The 20,738-nt window shown below is 35.4% G+C and carries 14 protein-coding genes; 10 read left to right on the top strand and 4 right to left on the bottom strand.

The genetic code is table 11. The annotated features are described in order from the left end of the window. Positions 1–32: 32 nt before the first annotated feature. From Y10_RS00150 to Y10_RS00135, 4 genes are all read right to left on the bottom strand, one after another. Entirely contained in the window at positions 33–365 is a 333-nt protein-coding gene (locus Y10_RS00150) for a hypothetical protein (RefSeq protein ID WP_281763329.1), read from the bottom strand. Between the two features lie 111 nt (positions 366–476). Further along, the gene (locus Y10_RS00145) at positions 477–2,126 is read right to left on the bottom strand and encodes a sulfatase family protein (protein ID WP_281763328.1); all 1,650 of its coding nucleotides are present in this window, start codon (positions 2,124–2,126) and stop codon (positions 477–479) included. A gap of 144 nt (positions 2,127–2,270) precedes the next feature. Then, complete coding sequence (rpe, locus tag Y10_RS00140; RefSeq protein WP_281763327.1) at positions 2,271–2,939, bottom strand: ribulose-phosphate 3-epimerase; 669 nt, start codon at positions 2,937–2,939, stop codon at positions 2,271–2,273. Between the two features lie 216 nt (positions 2,940–3,155). Then, positions 3,156–4,019, bottom strand: a complete 864-nt coding sequence (locus Y10_RS00135) for a sigma-70 family RNA polymerase sigma factor (protein WP_281763326.1) — start codon at positions 4,017–4,019, stop codon at positions 3,156–3,158. Positions 4,020–4,161: 142 nt separating this feature from the next. Here Y10_RS00135 and Y10_RS00130 point away from each other — a divergent pair, with 142 nt between their 5' ends. The 10 genes from Y10_RS00130 (at position 4,162) to Y10_RS00085 (ending at position 20,726) form a co-directional block, all read left to right on the top strand. After that, complete coding sequence (locus Y10_RS00130) at positions 4,162–6,912, top strand: LuxR C-terminal-related transcriptional regulator (protein ID WP_281763325.1); 2,751 nt, start codon at positions 4,162–4,164, stop codon at positions 6,910–6,912. Between the two features lie 230 nt (positions 6,913–7,142). Next, complete coding sequence (locus Y10_RS00125; RefSeq protein ID WP_281763324.1) at positions 7,143–10,253, top strand: SusC/RagA family TonB-linked outer membrane protein; 3,111 nt, start codon at positions 7,143–7,145, stop codon at positions 10,251–10,253. A gap of 20 nt (positions 10,254–10,273) precedes the next feature. After that, entirely contained in the window at positions 10,274–11,674 is a 1,401-nt protein-coding gene (locus Y10_RS00120) for a RagB/SusD family nutrient uptake outer membrane protein (RefSeq protein ID WP_281763323.1), read from the top strand. 65 nt (positions 11,675–11,739) lie between these two features. Beyond that, positions 11,740–13,092 (top strand): glucoamylase family protein, encoded by a 1,353-nt coding sequence (locus Y10_RS00115; protein WP_281763322.1) that lies wholly within the window; start codon positions 11,740–11,742, stop codon positions 13,090–13,092. 9 nt (positions 13,093–13,101) lie between these two features. Beyond that, positions 13,102–14,478: a glucoamylase family protein gene (locus Y10_RS00110; RefSeq protein ID WP_281763321.1), complete on the top strand. Its 1,377-nt coding sequence runs from the start codon at positions 13,102–13,104 to the stop codon at positions 14,476–14,478. Then, positions 14,471–15,262 (top strand): carboxylesterase family protein, encoded by a 792-nt coding sequence (locus tag Y10_RS00105; protein ID WP_281763320.1) that lies wholly within the window; start codon positions 14,471–14,473, stop codon positions 15,260–15,262. The genes Y10_RS00110 and Y10_RS00105 overlap by 8 nt, the downstream gene beginning before the upstream one ends. After that, entirely contained in the window at positions 15,262–17,616 is a 2,355-nt protein-coding gene (gene bglX / locus Y10_RS00100) for a beta-glucosidase BglX (protein ID WP_281763319.1), read from the top strand. Before Y10_RS00105 ends, bglX begins: the two co-directional genes overlap by 1 nt. Positions 17,617–17,720: 104 nt before the next feature. Further along, positions 17,721–18,614 (top strand): LysR family transcriptional regulator, encoded by an 894-nt coding sequence (locus Y10_RS00095; protein WP_281763318.1) that lies wholly within the window; start codon positions 17,721–17,723, stop codon positions 18,612–18,614. A gap of 68 nt (positions 18,615–18,682) precedes the next feature. Next, entirely contained in the window at positions 18,683–19,657 is a 975-nt protein-coding gene (locus Y10_RS00090) for a YeiH family protein (RefSeq protein ID WP_281763317.1), read from the top strand. Positions 19,658–19,721: 64 nt separating this feature from the next. Further along, complete coding sequence (locus tag Y10_RS00085) at positions 19,722–20,726, top strand: MBL fold metallo-hydrolase (protein ID WP_281763316.1); 1,005 nt, start codon at positions 19,722–19,724, stop codon at positions 20,724–20,726. Positions 20,727–20,738: the final 12 nt, after the last annotated feature.

Here is a 20,738-nt window from a genome sequence, read left to right as displayed (position 1 = left end):
TTTTTTTATATCTCGACTTTAACTACTTGATACTATAAATAATCTTGTAGTAAAGTGTATTGGTCATCCGTTAGAATTTCTTTTAATTTAACTAGTAATTCACCAGAGTAATTTTCTCTCATTAAAGTGAACTTACTATTTGGGTATACAGAAGGTGTTTGGTAGTCATTATCTAATTTGTTAAGTTCGAAAACTTTTACAGCCTCTGTTAATTGAACTCTTTGTTCTTTGTTCATGTCTAATGCAACTACTAGTTCATTAGATTTTCTTTTAGCTAAAGCAGTTACATCATCAGTTGATTGTGCAAATGCTGATACTCCTGCAAACATAAATAAGCAGAAAAATAGAGTATAGATTTTTTTCATAGTAATAGAATAGTTAAATATATTCCAATGTTACTGAAAAAAGCTTACATACACAAAATATACTATATGAATGTGTTTATAAAGTCGTTATCGGTAAAAAAGGTTCATAAATTATTCTATAGGTGTGCCTCTTAGTTTTTTAAACATTTTATAAGCGTTATTCACTTTTTGTTGTGGAGCTGTTTCAAATTCTTTATCCGTTACATGGTATTGTTTTTGTAAATCATTTAAAGTAGTAAGAAGCTCTTCTTGTATATCTTTATATTCTGGGTTGTTGTATACATTATGCTCTTCATTGGGGTCTTCTTTTAAATCATACATTTCCCAAACATCTATGTTGTCATAAAAGTGTATAAGCTTATATCTTTTGGTTCTTACCCCATAATGTTTTTGTACCATATGAAAAGCGGGAAAATCGTAGTAATGATAGTACAAGGCATCTCTAAAATCATCGGAAGACACTTTTTCTTCCATTAAAGGTCTTAATGATTTTCCTTGGTAGTCTTCTGGTATGTTTGTTTCTGCATAGTCTAAAAAGGTTTCTGCAAAGTCTAAGTTTTGTGTTAGTGCGGTAATTTTTTCTCCCTTTTTAATGTGATTAGGATATTGAATTAACAGGGGCATACCAAAAGAAGTTTCATACATAAATCGTTTATCAAACCAACCATTCTCTCCTAAATAGAAGCCTTGATCAGAGGTGTAAATAACAATGGTATTTTCAGAGAGTCCTTCTTTTTCTAAATAATCTAATATTTTACCTACGCCATCATCAATAGCCTTAACCGTTCCTAGGTAATCTCGTAAAAATCGTTTTCCTTTCCATTCGGCTAAATCTTTCCCCGTTAGATGAGCTTGGTGCATAGCATCATTTTTCTTTTGGTAAGCGCTATCCCATTGCGCACGCTGTTCTGGCGTCATACGGCTAAATTCGTTGTGCCAAGGGTCATGTGCTAGTTCTGGTGATCCTTCTTTTAATGTCATTTTAAGATCATACCCCTCATACATGTCTTTATAGATGGTCATTAACTGCTTTTGTGAAGCTATTTGGGTAGTGTCAAAATCTGGAAAGTAAGAGTTTGGTAACGGTGGGTCTATATTGTCGTAATAATTTGTGTATCTCAAAGGGGGCATCCAGTTTCTGTGTGGGGCTTTGTGATGAACCATTAAGAAAAAGGGTTTTTCACTTTCCTTTTGTTGTTCTATCCAAGCTATACTTTTGTCTGTAATAATATCTGTTGCGTACCCTGAGGTTGTGGTAGTGTCATTGTTATGAATAAAATCTGGATTGTAATAGTGACCTTGATCGTCTAGAATATCCCAATAGTTAAAACCTGTGGGGGTGGTACCTAAATGCCATTTTCCTATCACTGCGGTTTGGTAGCCTCCTTGTTGTAGCTGTTTGGCAACATTATCTTGGGTGTTGTCAAATTTATTACCATTCATCCGAAAACCATTCATATGGCTAAACTTACCCGTTAATATGGTAGCTCTACTGGGGCCGCATAAAGAGTTGGTACAATAATTATTTAAAAATAAAGCACCATTGTCTGCTATTCGGTCTAAGTTAGGGGTAGGGGCTAATTTAGATAATGGATGCTTGTATGCACTTATAGCTTGTAGTGCATGATCATCTGCCATGATAAAAACGATGTTAGGCTTTTTAGATTCCTTGGGTGTGTTTTTATCAGTTTTAGAAGAAGTTTGGGTGCAACCAAATAAGAGCATGGCAAGCATGCTGGCTGCGTAAACTGATTTTTTCATAAAGTTCTTGATTACTGTGTTTTAAATATACAATAATTCAAAAAATCAGTCTAATTTTTAAACAAACTAATAGTTAGGACTATGATAGAATTTTATAACTTTAAATTATACCTAGCCTTGGTGTTTTAAGTTTATATAGAAAGGTTAGTGTGCTATGGCACTTTTTAAATCTTTAATAGTTGCTATCGGGTCTGTACTATTAAATACAAAACTACCGGCAACTAAAACATCGGCACCTGCGTCGGTCAATTTTTTACCATTAGCTGTAGAAACACCTCCGTCTATTTCAATTAAGGTTTTAGCATTTTTAGTTAAAATCATTTCTTTTAATGTACTTACCTTTCTATAGGTATTTTCAATAAAAGATTGTCCGCCAAAGCCAGGGTTTACACTCATAATTAGTACAATATCTAAATCTGCAATAATATCCTCTAACAGATGAACAGGAGTGTGTGGGTTCAGTGCTACCCCAGCTTTCATTCCTGCACCCTTAATTGCTTGTACGGTACGGTGTAGATGTGGGCAGGCTTCGTAGTGTACTGTTAGGTTATTGGCTCCTAAGGCTGCAAAGGTATGAATGTACTGATCGGGGTTGGTAATCATTAAGTGTACATCATTTACTTTTTTGGTATGTTGGGTAATTGCTTTTAATACCGGCATACCAAAGGATATGTTGGGTACAAAAACACCATCCATTATATCTATATGAAACCAATCGGCTTCACTTGTGTTTACAAGTTCTATATCTCTTTGAAGATTGGCAAAATCTGCGGCTAAAAGGGAAGGAGCAATAAGTTTAGCTGTAGTACTCATATAGTTTATATTTAGATATGTAAAAGTACATATTATAAATGAAAAAACTCCGGTAATCAGCCGGAGTTCATTCATCAATCAAAAAACGAACAGTTATGATAAACTGTTATAATTGTATATATTTTTGGTTTTAATATCAGAGTTGTAATAACAAAGTTATAAAAAAATCGATATTAATTTTTTAAAAGATATAAAAAAAATCTATGGTCTTGTAAATTAACCTAAGTACGTTTTCAAGATTTTACTTCTAGATGTGTGCTTTAATCTTCTAATTGCTTTTTCTTTAATTTGTCTTACACGCTCACGAGTTAAGTCAAAAGTTTCTCCTATTTCTTCTAAGGTCATAGGGTGTTGGTCGCCTAAACCAAAGTATAAACGGATAACATCAGCTTCTCTAGGGGTAAGTGTTTCTAAAGCACGTTCAATTTCTGTACGTAAAGATTCGTGTAATAAATCTCTATCTGGGTTTGGAGACTCACCACTACGTAATACATCATATAAGTTAGAATCTTCACCTTCAACTAAAGGAGCATCCATTGATACGTGACGACCAGAGTTTTTCATAGACTCTTTAACGTCGTTTACTGTCATGTCAAGTTCCTTTGCAATTTCTTCTGCAGAAGGTACACGCTCATGTGCTTGCTCTAAGAAAGCGTATGTTTTGTTAATTTTATTAATTGAACCAATTTTGTTCAATGGTAAACGTACAATACGTGATTGTTCTGCCAGTGCTTGAAGAATAGACTGACGAATCCACCATACAGCGTAAGAAATAAATTTAAAACCACGAGTTTCGTCAAAACGTTGTGCTGCTTTAATTAAACCTAAGTTACCTTCATTAATTAAATCGGGTAATGTTAAACCTTGGTTTTGGTATTGTTTAGCAACCGATACTACGAAACGTAAATTCGCTTTGGTAAGTTTTTCTAACGCTCTTTGGTCACCTGCTTTAATTCTTTGCGCCAATTCTACCTCTTCATCTGCAGTAATCAGGTCTACCTTTCCAATCTCTTGTAGATATTTATCTAATGATGCCGTTTCTCTATTGGTAACCTGTTTTGTGATTTTGAGCTGTCTCATATATTCCTATCCTTGTTAAAATTAGGGGTTATTTATTCCGTTATCTTTAGTTATACGTAAGGCACAATAAAAATGTTACAAAAATTTCAATATTTTTTAAAGTATATAAATTTGGTACATTCGTAAAGCTAATATTTCTTAGATGAAACGTATTGTTTTTATAATAGCCTCTTTACTTTATAGCGTTACCATTGCTCAGGTACAAACCTATCCGGTTAATAATTTTACAGTTTCAGATTATGGCGCTGCAAATCAGAATTGGGGGGTGTCTGTAAGTAATAACAATCAGTTATTTGTTGCCAATCATCAAGGGTTGTTACGTTTTGATGGCCAGCATTGGTCTTTGAAAAAGTTGCCGAACGGAGCTATTGTTAGGTCGGTTTTGGCAGATAATGATAGAGTGTATACTGGTTCTTATGAAGAATTTGGCTATTGGAAAGCTAATAGGGTTGGTGTATATGAGTATACTTCGTTAACTAAATTGATAGACGCTTATTACGAGTTTAGAAGTGAAGAGTTTTGGGAGATTGTTAAGTGGAATGATTTGGTGGTTTTTAGATCGTTTAGGGCAATCTATATATACGATGGTAAAACCATAAAGGTTATAGAGCCTGGTATGGTTATTACAAAAATTATTCCTTGGCAAAATCAGTTGGTAATTGGTACAGAAGGCAGAGGGGTGCACGCCTATACCAAAGATAAAGGCTTTTATAGGTTGCCAGGTACAGAGGTTATTAGTTCACTTTCAATTGCAGATATAGGGGTAGACCAAAGTAACAGATTGCTTATAGGGTCTAAGTTTAATGGTGTGTTTTTGTTGGTAGAAGATTTTCTTACTGGTTTTAGCAAAGAAATTAATGATAGGCTAATTGAAAGTCAGTTAAACAAGGTTACTGTGTTAGATGATAATGCGGTAGTTTTTGGTACCATTAAAAATGGACTAGTTTTTTATGATTTAACTACGCACGCAATTGCTCCATTTAACAGGAGATTGGGGCTGCAAAATAATACCGTTTTAGGACTTGCTTACAAGAATAACAAGTTGTGGGTGGCGCAAGATAACGGTATTTCGTTAGTAGACATAGGGCAGGGTATCTCTTTTTTTAATGAGCCTTCGGGTGAGTTAGGTACCGTTTATGATGTTGTTACTAGTGATGGATATAGATATTTGGCAAGTAATACAGGTGTTTATTATTTTGATGACAAGAATGACTTAACCTTTTTAGAAGGTAGCCAAGGACACGTTTGGGGCTTTGCTTTTGGTGTAGCTGGGCAACTGTTGTGTTGCCATAATAAAGGTTTGTTTAAAATGAATAACTCAGAATTTGAACAAATAGAAGGATTAGAGGGTACTTATACTGTACAGGAAATACCTGGTAGATCTTCTGAATTTCTAGTAGGTACTTATATTGGCTTGTTTAAACTTGTGTACCACAGAATGGATGGAGCATGGGAGGTGGTTAGTATACCGAATATGGATTTTCCGGTAAGTTCTATCGTTTTTGAAAATGATAAAACCATCTGGTGTACGCACCCTTATAAAGGGTTATATAAGTTAACTTTTAATGATACGTATACAAAATTAAGCAAAGAAGGGTTTAATGATCATGAGGTGAAATTAACTGATTACCAAACCAGAATTCATAAGGTAGATAATACCGTGTTATTTTATGTGCTGAATAAGTGGTATTACTATGATAGTGATAAGAATGAAATTAAAGAATATGAGCCGTTTAAGAAGTATCAAAATAATAAATTGATTTTTAATAGCTATGATGTTCAATGGTTTATTAATACTGCCAGAACTAAGCTTACTTATGTAAATGATGAGGAACGAATAACTATAACAGATAAGAGTTTATTATCTAGGATGACACCTATGTACGAGAAAATAAAATACGGAGCGGGTGGTCGTGTTTTTGAGGTTCCTTTAAATGAAGGGTATGGTGTTTTAGATATGGAAGCTATTGAGCAAACTAATGCGGCCGATATGAATCAAAAGGCGGTTTTGGCTAAGGTTAGTGCTGGTAACAAATTATATGATGTACATAAAGTAGCAGAGATTCCTTATGTAAACGCTAGAAGTTTAACCTTTTCATTTGGGTATATAAGTGATATTAATGCAGATTTTGTGTATGAGCTTTCTGGCCCAATAGCACAGGAGGGCGATTTTACATCTGGAGATATTACACTTCAGAACCTCAGCTATGGAAATTATAACTTAAGTGTATTTTTAAAAGATTCTGATCGTCAAATCCTTACTTATAACTTTTTTGTATTACCCCCTTGGTACTTGTCTAAGGGAATGATTGGTGTGTATGTATTGTTATTTATTTTATTAATATATGGAGTGTATTGGTACAATGAACGTAGTATTAAAAAATACCACAAGAAGTTGCATCAAAAAATGCTGGAGGAAGAAGAAAAGCGCAAAGTTAAACTAGAACGTGAAGCGCTAGAAAGAGAGGTGGAACTAAAACAGAAGGAATTAATGAATTCTACACTTCTTATTAGTAAGAAAAATGAATTGCTTTTAGAGCTAAAAAATGAGATGAAAAGGGTAAAAGATAGCCCTGTAAATGAATATCGAGTTAGGAGTTTAATTTCTAAGACTACCGATGCAATTAGTAACAAGGAAGATTGGAAAGTTTTTGAAACAAATTTTAATGAGTTACATGACGACTTTTTTAAGAAAATTATAAAAGAACATCCTAAATTAACGTCTAAAGATTTAAAGCTTTCAGCTTATCTTAAAATGGGATTAATGTCTAAAGAAATAGCCCCGCTGATGGGGGTAACCACACGTGGGGTAGAGCTACATAGGTACCGTTTGAGGAAAAAACTTCAATTAGAGAAAGAGCAAGATTTAGTAAAATACCTATTGTTATTTTGACTATATGGCAATAAAATTAAGGTATTTTTAAGATATTTCACTACATCATTACTACATCAATATGTTAAAATTTAACCTAACGTTAAGTTTGTTGTGTTTTGTAAGTCTCTAATTAATAGGGTTTTGTGTAAAAATGTCTTGTTTTTGTAATGCGTTATTAGCTACGTCTAAAACGATTTCGTGTTTTAGTGATAATTTTACGTTGTAATCAAGAACAAATATTATACACAATGAAAGTTAAAGCTTTATTTCTAGTTTTATTTTTATTTACCACCATCGGTGTTTTTGCGCAGACGCAACTTACCGGTGTTGTTGTAGATGAGAGTAGCATGCCGCTCCCAGGAGCTAATGTTACTGTTAAAAATGGTAGTGCATATGCTGTTACCGATTTTGATGGAAATTTTACCATTGAGGTTAGTGAAGGCGATGTGCTTACAATAAGTTATATAGGTTTTCAAACCCAAGAAATAACCGTGGGTACTGAAACTGAAATTACCATTACAATGGTTCAGTCAGCATCTGAATTAGATGAGGTAGTAGTAATTGGTTTTGGTACGCAAAAGAAAGCCGATGTTACTGGTGCTGTATCCAGTGTTAAAGCGGAGGAATTAACTAAGCAACCTGCTGTTAATGCTACCCAATCTATTCAGGGTAAAATGTCAGGGGTAAATATTATTAATACCAATGCTCCTGGTAGTACACCAAACATTACTATTAGAGGTACAGGTACGGCTGCTTCTGGTACTAATGTACTGTATATAGTAGATGGTGTTCAAACAACAGATATTGCCAATATTAACCCAGGTGATATTGAAAGTATGAACGTTTTAAAAGATGCTGCTTCTGCTGCTATTTATGGTATGGATGCTGCAAATGGTGTTGTTATTATTACTACTAAAAAAGGTAAAGAAGGTAAAATGAAAGTTGGTTTTAGTTCTTACTACGGAGCTAAAAGTATGCTGAATCCTGTGGAAATGGCAAACGCTAGCCAATACATTACCTATTTTAATGAAAAGCAATTAGCAGAAGGAGAAACTGCATTGTTAAATACAAACCAGCAGTATAATACAGATTGGTATGATGAATTAACAGATGTTGGTACTGTTAATAACAATGAAGTAAATTTTTCAGGTGCTGCTGAAAAATACAATTACTACTTTAGCTTTAGTAATTATAATGAAGATGGTATTTTAGATGATAACGATTATCAAAGAAATACTATTAGATCTAATACTTCTGGGAAGTTTTTTAATGATAAGTTAACCATAACTTCTAACATTAGTGCTTCTTTTATAAAAGCAACTCCTAAGCCATTTAGTTCTTTTAACTCTGCTTACAGACAGGCACCTGTTATTCCTGTGTATTACCCTGATGGTAAATTTGGTCAGCCTATCTGGAACCAAACTACTGGTGATGCAAGTACTTATGTAGTTCCAGGATCTGAAACATTGGGTAGATTAAATTCTATTGGTAACCCTGTAGCTTCTGTATATTATGCGAATCAGAAAAATACAGGTATGGACTTACAAGGTATGTTCCAGGCAGAATTAGATATTACAGATTATTTAAAGGTTTCTTCTCGTGTAGCACTAACCAGATCTATTTCTGAGATTAGAAACTTTACAGATATTAGAAATCAGTGGTTAACTTCTTACCCTTATTTTTCTGATGCAGATTTTGAAGATTTACAAACTAACAACCCTACGTCTACTACTTATGCAGACAATAGTTTGTCTTTTTCAAAGTATGAGAGCTACAGATATAACTGGGATACTTTTGTAACCTTTGATAAAACATTTAACGATAAACATTATGTAAATGCCGTTGTTGGTTTAACAAAAGGGATGAGAGATAATGCCTCTACAACTTATATGTTAGGTTACAATGTACCTCCTCAAGATCAATACTGGAGTATGAACTTTACTGGTGATGAATTTGATAATACGGTAACACAAGGGTATACAACACCTGTTACACAATTGTCTTATTTCGGACGTTTACAATATAACTACGATTCTAAATACTACTTGCAAGTTAACTTTAGAAGAGATGGTGTAAGTACTTTTAAAAACCAATCTGATAACATTTCTGGTACTGATTATTTTGGTAATTTCCCTTCATTTAGTGCTGGTTGGGCATTATCTAACGAAGACTTTTTTGATGTTAAGGCTATTAACTTCTTAAAATTAAGAGCAGGTTGGGGTAGAATGGGTAACTCAGATGTACGTTTTAATATTCGTAGTTTTACCACAAGTACTGCTTCTAGTAATGTAAACTATGTATTTGGGCCTGGTCAAGATTTAGTGTATGGAGCAGCCTTAGGAGCTGAAATCTATCCTATCTCATGGGAAGAAACAGATGAAGCTAACATTGGTTTAGACTTTGCAATGTTTAACTCTAGATTGTCAGGTGCTTTAAACTATTATAACAGAAACACTTCAAATGCTATTTTGTTAGTAACACCAGTATTAACTTCTGAATCTTCAGATGCATTCTACGATCATGGTGCTGAGGTGTCTAATAAAGGTTTTGAAATTGAACTAAATTGGAGAGATGCTATTACTGATGACTTCTCATATAGTATTGGAGGAACCTTCTCTACAAACAAAAACAACGTTGAAAATGTTAAAGCTGCTTACGATGGTCAAACAGGTGGTAGTTTAAGCAACGGTCAAATAACAAAAAGACTACAAGAAGGGCAGCCATTATATTCTTGGTGGATGTGGGAAGCTGATGGAGTTTGGCAAAATCAAGCTGAAATAGACGCTAACCCTCACTATGGTTCTCCAGCTCCTGGTTACTTACGTTACAAAGATCAAAATGGAGACGGTGTTATTGATGATAACGATAAAAAATTCTTTGGTTCTTATTTACCAACTTACAACTTTGGTTTAAATGTTACTTTAAATTATAAGCAATTTGATCTTTCAATTGACGGGTATGGTGCCGGAGGAAACAAGATATACAATGGTTTAAAAGGTACTAGAATTGACGGTGGTGAAAACATTGCTGCAGATGTGTTTACAAATCGTTGGACAGGTGAAGGGTCTACCAATACACACCCAGGTGCGTATAGAGATTCTTATGCATCTAGCTATTACTTAGAAGATGGAGATTATTTTAGAGTAAACGCTATTACAGTTGGTTATACTTTAAAAGATTTCTCTGAGTATGTTTCTAGAGTACGTTTCTATGCTACTGCTCAAAACCCATTCTTAATTACTCAGTATAGCGGGTTTACTCCTGAAATTGTTGGGTCTGCTGCTGGTACAGGAGGTATAGAATTATCTGCTTACCCAAATACTAAAACATTCTTGTTTGGAGTAAATGTTGATTTATAATATTTAAAAAATTGTATACAATGAAAGTAATAACTAAAAATATAGCATTCCTTTTTGCAGCTCTTTTAATTGTAAGTAGTTGTAGTGAAGATTTTCTTGACGTAGACAGTAGAGACAGATATGAGCAAGAGGATAGCGAAACCGTTACTCCAGAACAAATGGTAAACGGTATCTACGGATATTTAACAGATTGGACGTATGCGTTCTCTTATTTAGGAGTAACAGAAATTATTTCTGATAATGCAGATAAAGGAAGTTCTCCTTCTGATACAGGTGCAGATAAAGATGTTTTAGATCAATTAACCTTTACTAGTAGCGCAGGTTCTGTAGCGGCAGTTTGGACTACTTGGTACAAAACTATTGGTAGAGCTTCTATAGCTATTAACTATACAGAAGAGTATGGTTTAACTGATGAAGCGTATAAGAACAGATTAATAGGTGAAGCTAAGTTTTTAAGAGCTTTACACTATTTCTGGTTAGTACGTGCTTTTGGTAATGTGCCTTTACAACATATTGATTATGTAGAAAGACAATCTACTGCAGATGTATATGCATTTATAGAGCAAGACTTAATGGATGCAATTGCTGTATTACCTTTAAAAAGCGCTTATGCTTCTGAAGATTTAGGTAGAGCTACTAGAGGGGCTGCACAAGCATTATTGGCTAAGGTATATTTATATGAAGAAGATTACCAAGCAGCTTACAATATGGCTAGTAACGTAATTAACTCTGGAGAGTATGGGTTAGAATCAGATTATGCTACCGTATGGAGAGCTTCTACAGAAAACGGTACTGAATCTATTTTTGAAGTACAAGCGAGAGGTGAGGTTGTAGCTCATGGGGTACAACAGTATTCTCAAACACAAGGTGTAAGAGGTCAGTTTGGATGGGGCTTTAACGTGCCTTCTCAAAACCTTTTAGATGCATTTAACGATGCTGGTGATACTGTAAGAAGAGATGCTACCATTATTTTCCCAGGTGAAACTATGTGGGATGGTACGGTAATTATTAGTAATCCAGAAAACCCAATGTACAATGAGAAAGCATACTCTAGTGCAAATGGAGGGGCTGGTGATACCGATAAAAATATTAGAATGATAAGATATGCAGAGGTGTTATTAATACAAGCAGAGGCAGCTGTGCAAATAGGGCAAGATGCTGCTACACCTCTTAATCAGGTAAGAGAGCGTGTTGGGTTAGCCGATATAGCTACACCTACACTACAAGATATCTGGAACGAAAGAAGACTTGAATTAGCTTTTGAACACGACCGCTGGTTTGATTTGGTAAGAACCGGACAGGCGCAATCAGCTATGAGTGCTGATGGAAAAACATTTATTACAGGTAAGCATGAGTTGTTTCCTATACCAAACAATCAGTTAATACAAACTCCTGAAATGGAGCAGAACCCTGGTTGGTAAACTTAAAATGTGAAGCAATACCTGCGGATATCAATATCCGCAGGTATTCTTATAAAAAAAATATTATGAAAAATTTGCCCTTTTGGATACTTGTCTTGCTTTTAGTTAGTTGTAATGAAACTCAAAAGAAAGAGAGTGACCAATTAAATAAAGAAACTACAGAAAATAAAGAGGTACTAGATAATCAGTTATTAGATACCTTACAATACCAAACATTTAATTATTTCTGGGAAGGCGCAGAGCCAAATTCAGGTTTGGGTAGAGAGCGAATTCATATGGATAATGTGTATCCGCAGAATGATAAAAATGTTGTAACCACAGGCGGCTCAGGGTTTGGTGTAATGGCTATTTTAGTGGGTGTAGAAAGAGGTTTTATTACCCGTGAACAAGCGGTGGAACGTTACGAAAAAATACTTAACTTTTTAGAAAAAGCAGATAGATTTCATGGGGCTTGGCCTCATTGGATGGATGGTGAGACCGGTAAGGTAAAACCATTTTCTAAAAAGGACAATGGAGGAGATTTAGTAGAAACAGCCTTCTTGGTAGAAGGTCTACTTACGGTTTCTGAATACTTTAAAGATGGCTCGGAGCGAGAGCAAAAAATCTCTGAAAGAATTGAAAAATTGTATGATGAGGTAGAGTGGGATTGGTACACCCAAGGTAAAAATGTATTGTATTGGCATTGGTCTCCTGAATATCAATGGGAAATGAATTTTCCTGTGGGCGGGTATAACGAATGTCTAATTATGTATGTGCTAGCGGCAGCTTCAAGAACACATGCTATTAAACCAGAAGTATATCATGAAGGTTGGGCAAGAAATGGAGCTATAGCTAAAGATACTACATACTATGGTTTAGAAACCGAATTAAACTACTTTGAGCATGATGATGCTCCTATTGGACCTTTGTTTTGGGCACATTATTCCTATACAGGTTTAAACCCTAAAGGGCTAAGTGATAAATATGCAGATTATTGGAAATTAGTGCAAAACCATGCATTAATTCATTATAAATATGCTGTAGACAATCCGAAAGGATATAAAGGCTATGGAGAAAATCAGTGGGGTTTTACCTCTAGTTATTCTATGAAAGGGTATGCAGGGCACCGCCCTGGTATGGACTTAGGAGTAATTTCGCCAACCGCAGCTTTATCGTCTACACCTTATACTCCTAAAGAGAGTTTACAAATGATAGCATACCTGTATAAAGATGCAGATTCTTTAATAGGTAAATATGGGCCTTATGATGCCTACAGTCAATCAGCAAACTGGTACACCCCAAGATATCTTGCCATAGATCAAGGGCCTATTCCTGTGATGATTGAAAACTACAGATCTGGTTTATTTTGGAAATTGTTTATGCAGCGAGAAGATGTACAAAACGGTTTAGATAAACTAGGTTTTACAGTAACAAAATAAAATATTGCAATGAAAAAAATAGTTTTCTTAGTTGTCCTTATTATCACTTTTGCATCTTGCTCTAAAGATGATTCTGGAACTCAATTTACAGAAAATCCGGATATTATTGATGAGGAAGAGCCTGTAGTGGAACCACCTACAGACAATGAGTTGATGGATTTTGTGCAACAAGAAACCTTTAAATATTTTTGGGATCTAGCAGAGAGTAACTCAGGTTGTGCCAGAGAAAGATATATTTCAGCAAACCCTTCTCAGGATGAATATGTGGTTACTACAGGGGGCACCGGATTTGGATTAATGGCTATTCTGGTAGGAATTGAGAGAGGTTATATTACCAGAGCACAAGCAGTTGAGAGGTTAACTACAATTTTGAACTTTTTAGAAAATGCAGATAGGTTCCACGGAGCCTGGCCGCATTGGATAAATGGTACTACCGGTGCCGTGATCCCTTTTAGTACACAAGATGATGGTGCAGACTTGGTGGAAACTTCATTCTTAACTCAAGGATTGGTTTGTGTAAAAGAATACTTTAAAGATGGCTCAACCAGTGAGGTTACCTTAGCTAATAAAGCAGATGCGCTATGGAAAGGTGTAGAGTGGGATTGGTTTACGCAAGGGCAAGATGTGCTGTATTGGCACTGGTCTCCTAATTATAATTGGCAAATGAACTTACCTTTGGTGGGGTATAATGAGTGTTTAATTACGTATGTAATGGCGGCTGCCTCTCCTTCAAATGCAATTACGCCATCGGTGTATGAAAATGGTTGGGCAAGTTCAGGAGGTATTATATCTGGTAATACGAGATATGGGTTTCCGCTATATGTAAATCATGTCGGGGCTAATTATGGCGGACCTTTATTCTGGGCACATTATTCATACCTAGGTTTAAATCCACAAAATTTATCCGATCAGTATGCACCTAGTTATTGGGATGTGAATGTAAACCATACCATGGTTAATTACACTTATTGTGTAGACAACCCATTAAACTATGAAGATTACGGACCTGATTGTTGGGGGTTAACAGCTAGTTATTCTCGTAATGCAGATGGGTCAAGAGGATATAGTGCTCATAAGCCAGAGAATGATTTAGGAGTTATATCACCTACAGCAGCAGTTAGTTCTATACCTTATACGCCTAATGAGTCTTTACAAGCTATGCAGTATTTCTATGCGCATAAAGATGATTTAGTGGGGGAAGCAGGTTTTTATGATGCTTTTAGTCCTGAATATGCTTTTTGGGTGGCAGAAGCTTATTTAGCAATAGACCAAGGTCCGCAAATTGTAATGATTGAAAATTACAGAAGTGGATTGTTTTGGCAGCTGTTTATGCAAAATACCGATATACAAAACGGATTAACAACTTTAGGCTTTACATATGAATAAATATATTTTAATATTGTTACTATTGGTAACTGCTGGCTTAACGGCACAAAATACTTTTAACCCTGCTACCTGGGGTAGCGGAGAAAAAGTGTTGAACTACCAGATACTATATCCTGAAAATTTTTCTGAATCTCAAGAATATCCTGTGGTGTTGTTTTTACATGGTGCAGGCGAAAGAGGTTCTAATAATACTTCGCAGTTAGTAAACGGAAGTCAATTGTTTTTATCTGACAGTATTCAGAAACAGCATCCTGCTATTGTAATTTTTCCACAATGCCCAAAAGAGGATTACTGGGCAAATGCGGATATTGATAGATCTTCATACCCATTAAATATTACGTTTAAAACAGAAGGAGCACCAACACAGGCGCTTTCTATGGTTATGGATTTAATGGATGATATGGCAAAAAAGCCGTATGTAAAAAAAGATCAAATTTATGTTATGGGTCTTTCTATGGGTGGTATGGGTACCTTTGAAATTTTATATAGAAAGCCCGAGATGTTTGCTGCTGCAATTGCCATTTGCGGTGGTGCTCATCCAGAAACAGCAGCAGCTTATGCTACTAAAATTCCATTATGGATTTTTCACGGATCACATGACAATGTTGTAGCCCCTCAACATTCAATTAATATGGTGTCCTCTATTTTAGAAAACGGAGGATTTCCGCAATTTACATTGTTTGCTAATTCTAACCACAACAGTTGGGATCCAACATTTGCACAACCAGGTTTGTTAACTTGGCTGTTCTCTAAACACAAACAACAAACAAATACTACAAAATAATGAGATTATCCAAAGTAATTATATCTGTTACTACAGCAGTGGCAATTGCTGCTTGCTCACAATCTAATGATAAAGCTTCTTTCTCCCAAACAAAGAAGGGTTCCGCAGCATACGGGGCTGCGGGTACCCATTCTTTTAGTAGCCCATTTGATAAACAGATAGATTCTCTACTAGAATTAATGACCTTAGATGAAAAACTAGGGCAATTAAATTTACCATCTTCAGGTGATATTACTACCGGGCAAGCAAAGAGCTCTAATATTGCCAAACTTATAGAAGAAGGTAAAGTGGGTGGTTTATTCAATATTAAATCGGCTCAAAAAATTAAAGAAGTACAGAAAATTGCGGTAGAGAAAAGCCGCTTACATATTCCCCTATTATTCGGAATGGATGTAATCCATGGGTATCAAACCACATTTCCTATCCCATTAGGGCTGTCTAGTTCATGGGATATGGAAATGATTGAAAAAACCGCTAGAATTGCAGCACAAGAAGCAAGTGCAGATGGTATTAACTGGACGTTTTCTCCGATGGTGGATGTGTCTAGAGACCCAAGATGGGGACGTGTTTCTGAAGGTAATGGTGAAGATGCTTTTTTAGGTGGTGAAATTGCGAAGGCAATGGTGAAAGGTTACCAAGGAGACGACCTGACTAAAGAAAATACTATTTTATCTTGTGTTAAGCACTTTGCATTGTATGGGGCGGTAGAATCTGGAAGAGATTACAATACCGTAGACATGAGTAAAATACGTATGTTTAATGAGTATCTGCCACCTTATAAAGCGGCGATAGATGCTGGTGCTGCTTCTGTAATGGCTTCGTTTAATGAGATAGATGGAGTACCTGCTACAGGTAACCGTTGGTTGTTAACCGAATTGCTTAGAGATCAATGGGGTTTTAATGGTTTTGTGGTGACTGACTATACCGGTATTCCTGAAATGATTGCGCATGGTATGGGCGATTTACAAACTGTTTCTGCATTGGCTTTACATGCTGGGGTAGATATGGATATGGTTGGTGAAGGCTTTTTAGGTACCATAGCAAAATCATTAGAAGAAGGTAAAATATCTGAAGAAGAAATAGATTTAGCAGTAAAACGTATTTTACATGCTAAGTATCAATTAGGGTTGTTTGCAGACCCTTATAAATATTGTAGTGTAGAGCGTGCAGAAAGCGAAGTGTATACACAAGAAAACCGTGATTTTGCTAGAAAAGTTGGAGCAGAATCTACGGTATTACTAAAAAATGAGAAGAGCATTTTACCTTTAAAAAAATCGGGTACTATTGCCTTAGTAGGTCCTTTAGCTAATAATGCGGTGAACATGGCTGGTACTTGGAGTGTAGCTACAGTTCAGGAAAATTCAATTCCGTTGTTACAAGGTCTTAAGGAAGTAGCAGGCGACAAAGCAACGGTTTTATATGCAAAAGGTAGTAATGTAGATTACAATGAAGAGTTTGAGAAAAATGCCACTATGTTTGGTAAGGCTATTCCAAGAGACGGAAGGTCTGATAAAGCCATGTTGCAAGAGGCATTGGAGATAGCTAAAAAGTCAGATGTTATTGTAGCTGCTTTAGGGGAGTCTGCCGAAATGAGTGGCGAAAGTAGTAGTAGAACAAACCCGAGTATTCCGCAAGTACAAAAAGACTTATTAGAGGCGTTATTAAAAACAGGTAAGCCTGTAGTTTTAGTGTTGTTTACTGGTAGACCTTTAATGATGGTGGAAGAGGATGCTACCGTACCTGCCATACTAAATGTATGGTTTCCTGGTAGTGAAGCTGGTTTATCTATTGCTGATGTTCTTTTTGGTGATGTGAATCCATCAGGAAAATTAACTGCTACCTTCCCTAGAAATGTGGGGCAAATACCATTGTTCTACAATCATAAAAATACGGGCAGACCACTAATGAATAAAGAAGGACAATTTGAAAAATTTAGATCTAATTATTTAGATGTGAGAAATGAGCCTTTATATCCTTTTGGGTATGGTTTAAGTTATACCTCATTCTCTTATGCAAATATGAAACTTAGCGCTTCTGAACTAAACGTAGATGGTACGCTAAAGGTGTCTGTAGATGTAGCCAATACTGGTAAGTACGATGGAAAAGAAGTAGTGCAACTATATATTAGAGACCTTGTAGGATCGGTTACCAGACCGGTAAAAGAATTGAAAGGTTTCCAAAAAGTTTTTCTTAAAAAAGGAGAAACTAAAACGGTTACTTTTAACCTTACTGTAGAGGACCTTAAGTTTTATAACAGTGAATTAGACTTTGTTGCAGAACCTGGAATGTTTGAGGTTTTTGTAGGTCCTAATTCTGATACACAAATGAAAAGTTCATTTGAATTATTACAATAGATTGATTAGAAGTTTAGTTTTAAGCTTTTAGAAGGGGTGTTGTTTGGGTGAATTAGCACCCCTTCATTTTTAATGTGTAATTTTAAAAATATGTACATTTACATATGTTCGATTTTCGATTAAGGGTTTTCCATACAGTAGCTAAAAGACTTAACTTCACAAAGGCAGCTAAAGAGTTGTACATTTCGCAACCTGCTGTTACCAAACATATAAAAGAGTTAGAAGCGCATTTTAAGAATAAATTATTTGAGCGCAATGGCACCCGGATTAAATTAACTGATGCTGGAACTAAGTTGTTGGGGTATACTGTAGAGCTGTTGGAACTTTATAGAAGAATGGAGGCAGACTTAAATGCTATGCGAGAAGCTAATGTGGGTACTTTACGCATTGGTGCTAGTACTACTATAGCTAATTATATTTTACCTGTAGTATTGCCAAGTTTTAAACAAGAATTTCCAGATATAACAGTGGAATTAGTAATTGATAATACAGAACATATTGAACAATTACTAGTGAAAAAAGAAATAGATTTAGGTATAACTGAAGGGTTTACTAAATCTTCAGTGCTGCATTATGATACTTTTTTAAAAGATGAAATTGTGTTAGTAGCTTCTACAGCAAATCCACTTGCCGAGGTTTCATCTGTAGAAATACAAGAGTTATTACAACTGCCTATGTTAGTAAGAGAGCAGGGGTCTGGTACCTTAGATGTAATTAACCATGCTTTAAATAAGGTGGCTATAAAGCCCGAGTTTACAACTGTAATGCAATTAAGTAGCACAGAAAGTATTAAACTATATTTACGTAATTCTGATTGCGTAGCCTTTTTATCGATATATGCTGTACTGAATGAATTGAAGGATCATACTTTTACAGTGATAGATGTGGAAGGATTGCACATAGAGCGAAATTTTTATTGGGTACAAAGTCAAGGTGCTCATAACTACCTAGCTAAATTATTTATAGAAAAAGCGTCTTCTTATAACTTCAAGTTATAGAGTGTTTCAAAAAATGATTTCATTTTTGATGTACGATTGCCAATATTTGTATGGTAAACGCATTTAATATGAAAATCAAAGAAGCACTTTTATCAAGCAGCACTTTAAAAACTCAGGTGAGTATATGGTATTTATTGGTGTTTTTTGCATTGATTGTACTATGTGCGTTTAAAGTGTTAAGCGACCCGTTGGCTTTATTAGCAGGATTGATATTGGCTCAGATTTCTAAAAATCCATTTCTAGGTTTGAATCATAAACTCACTTCTTTTTTGTTAAAGTTTTCTGTAATAGGTTTGGGGTTTGGTATGAATGTGACCAGTGCTTTAAATGCCAGTAAACAGGGGATGTGGATAACGGTTGGTTCTATTGTAGCAACTTTTTGTTTAGGTTTTATTTTATACAAAGTATTAGGCTTAGATAAAAAGACTTCTTTACTTATTTCTTCTGGTACTGCCATTTGCGGGGGGAGTGCAATAGCAGCAGTTTCTCCTGTACTAGGGGCTAAAGAAAAGCAAATTAGCGTAGCTCTAGGGGTTGTCTTTATTTTAAATTCGGTGGCACTTTTTGTATTTCCTGTGGTAGGTACATTTTTTAATATGAGTCAAAATCAGTTTGGAGTGTGGAGTGCCATTGCTATTCATGATACAAGTTCGGTTGTAGGGGCCGCCGCTAAATATGGAGAAAAGGCATTAGAGATTGCCACTACCGTAAAATTAGCAAGAGCACTTTGGATTATTCCTGTTAGCATTATTGTTGCTTTGTTTTCTAAAACGGGAAAAAAGGGTGTAAAAATTCCGTACTTTATAGGTTTGTTTATACTAGCCATTTTGGCAAATACCTATGTTTCTCAACTTCATACAATTACGCCTTATATTACAGAATTTGCTAAAAGTGGTCTGTTAGTTACTTTGTTTTTAATAGGTACGGGGCTGTCTTTTAGTAGTTTAAAGCAAGTAGGGTACAGGCCTTTACTGCAAGGAGTAGTGTTGTGGGTGGCTATAGCTTCTGCAACTTTGTGGGTTGTCTTATTATTTATCCATTAAAAAAATGTTTTTATTTAGTAAATAATTCGACTAGAATTTTACATTTGTGGGATATTCAATTGCTATGAGAAAGAGTAGAAATGCAAAGGTGCACCCCCCGATTATAGAAAATGGTAAGTTTCTGAATATAGAGGAAACACCGCAGTTGGCAAAAGAGGCTTCTTATGGTAAAGTATTAAAAAAGAACTTTAAGAAACCTAAAGATGCATTTCCTTCAAAAGAGTTACCGTATGTAACTACTAATTTGAAGAATTTAACTGCACCTAAACCTGTATTTGTTTGGTTTGGGCATTCTTCTTATTTGTTAAGCTGTAAGGGGTTCAATTTATTAGTAGATCCGGTTTTTAGCGGTTCTGCATCTCCTTTCTCTTTTATGATTAAAGCTTATGAAGGTGCCGACTATTATAAGGCAGAAGATATGCCTAATATAGATGTGTTACTACAAACGCATAACCATTACGATCATTTAGATAAGGATACTATTATTAGCCTGTCTGGGCAAACTATGGATTTTGTGGTTTCTAAAAATGTAGGTGCCGATCTTAAAAAATGGGATGTTCCTGCCAAGTCTATAACCGAACTAGAATGGGGAGAAGAGGTAGTGATTTCTAATGATTTAAAAATTACGGCTACCCCAGCACGTCATTTCTCTGGCCGAGGTTTAAAACGAGATACCTCGTTGTGGAGTTCTTTTGTGGTAGAGTTTTTCGGAATGAAAATTTTTGTAGGCGGTGATTCTGGTTACGGAAATCATTTTAAAGAAATTGGAGAGGCTTTTGGTCCTTTTGATATAGCCTTATTAGAATGCGGGCAATACGATGATTTTTGGCCATATATTCACATGAAACCTGAAGAAACCTTACAGGCAGCAGAAGATATTAAAGCTGCTAAATTAATTCCGGTGCATTGGGGGAAATTTACTTTAGCTAATCACCCTTGGAACGAATCTATTTCACGAATCACATCGGCAGCAGAAAATTCCAATATTCAACTAATAACTCCAAAGATTGGCGAAATAGTAGACTTGTCAGGCGCTAAAGTTTTCGAAAATTGGTGGGAGAATTATTAAGCTATCATAAAA

It is taken from the genome of Neptunitalea lumnitzerae (assembly GCF_027924185.1).
Taxonomy (GTDB): Bacteria; Bacteroidota; Bacteroidia; order Flavobacteriales; family Flavobacteriaceae; genus Neptunitalea; species Neptunitalea lumnitzerae.
Note: the sequence above shows the minus strand (reverse complement) of the source record. Positions and strands in the feature narration are given on the sequence as shown.